Source organism: Methylophilus sp. 13 (assembly GCF_015354335.1).
Lineage (GTDB): Bacteria > Pseudomonadota > Gammaproteobacteria > Burkholderiales > Methylophilaceae > Methylophilus > Methylophilus glucosoxydans.
Window position 1 is genome coordinate 1 of record NZ_JADKYR010000012.1, and the last position, 1319, is coordinate 1319.

The window sequence follows — 1319 nt, forward strand, 5'->3', positions numbered from 1 at the left end:
TTGGCCTGATCGACCAGGGATTCAGCCGCAGCAGCGGCCTCTTCAACCAGTGCAGCGTTCTGCTGGGTGGTTTCATCCATGCTGGTCACTGCCTGGTTCACCTGGTCAATGCCGGTGGTCTGCTCGGTAGATGCGGCTGAGATTTCACTGATGATATCGGCCACACGCTGGACTGAGGAAACCACTTCTTCCATGGTGTTACCAGCATTCTCAACCAGTTTGGTGCCTTCGGTGGTCTTGTTCACAGAGTCGGTGATCAATTCCTTGATCTCTTTTGCCGCACTGGCTGAGCGTTGCGCCAGATTACGTACTTCACCCGCGACCACCGCAAAGCCTCTGCCCTGCTCACCTGCACGCGCCGCTTCTACCGCTGCGTTCAAGGCCAGAATGTTGGTCTGGAAGGCAATGCCGTCGATCACCGAAATAATGTCTTCGATCTTCTTGGCACTTTCGTTGATCGCACTCATGGTGGCAACCACTTCGTTCACCACCTGGCCACCTTTGACGGCAACGCCTGAGGCGGTCAGCGCCAGCTGGTTGGCCTGTTTGGCGTTGTCAGCGTTCTGTTTCACGGTCGAAGCCAGTTGTTCCATGCTGGCGGCAGTTTCTTCCAGGCTGGAGGCTTGCTGCTCGGTACGCGCAGACAGGTCTGAGTTACCGCTGGAGATTTCATTGGCGGCCGTGGTGATGGTTTCCACTGCTTCGGTCACTGCAATGATCGGTTCTACGATCATGTCCAGCGTGTTGTTCACGCCTGCAATGATCTTGCGGAAGTCGCCATTGTGTTTGTCGACATCAGCACGCACGGTGATGCGTCCTTCTTTTGCGGCTTCGGCCAGTTGATTGGCGTCGTTGACGAGCAGGTTGACCGCTTCAATACAGGTATTGAGGTTGTTCTTGAGCTCGTTGAAGTCGCCATTGTAATGGTCGGTAATGCGCTCAGGGATGTCGCCTTTGGAAATGCGGTCTACGTAATTCGCAGCCACATTCAATGGTCCAATCACGGAATCCAGGGTGTTGTTGACGCCTTCAACAATCTTGCGGAAGTCGCCATTGTGTTTGCTGGCATCGGCACGGGTGGTGAGTCTGCCATCGACCGCGGCTTGTGACAGCATGTCGGCATCGCTAATCAGCGCATTGACGGCGTCTATACACTGGTTGAGGTTGTCTTTAATGGTGTTGAAGTCACCATTGTAATGGTCGGTAATCTTGGCCGGAATATTGCCCTTGGAGATATCGGACACATATTGGGCCGCCACGTTGAGAGGATCGATCACCGCATCCAGCGTCTCGTTCACGCCCTGGACAATCTTGCGGAA

1 protein-coding gene is annotated in these 1319 nt (G+C 54.6%); it reads right to left on the reverse strand.

Annotated features, from left to right (window positions below):
- Positions 1-1319: methyl-accepting chemotaxis protein (locus tag INP77_RS14935; protein ID WP_228518972.1), on the reverse strand; the 1319-nt coding region annotated here is incomplete at both ends.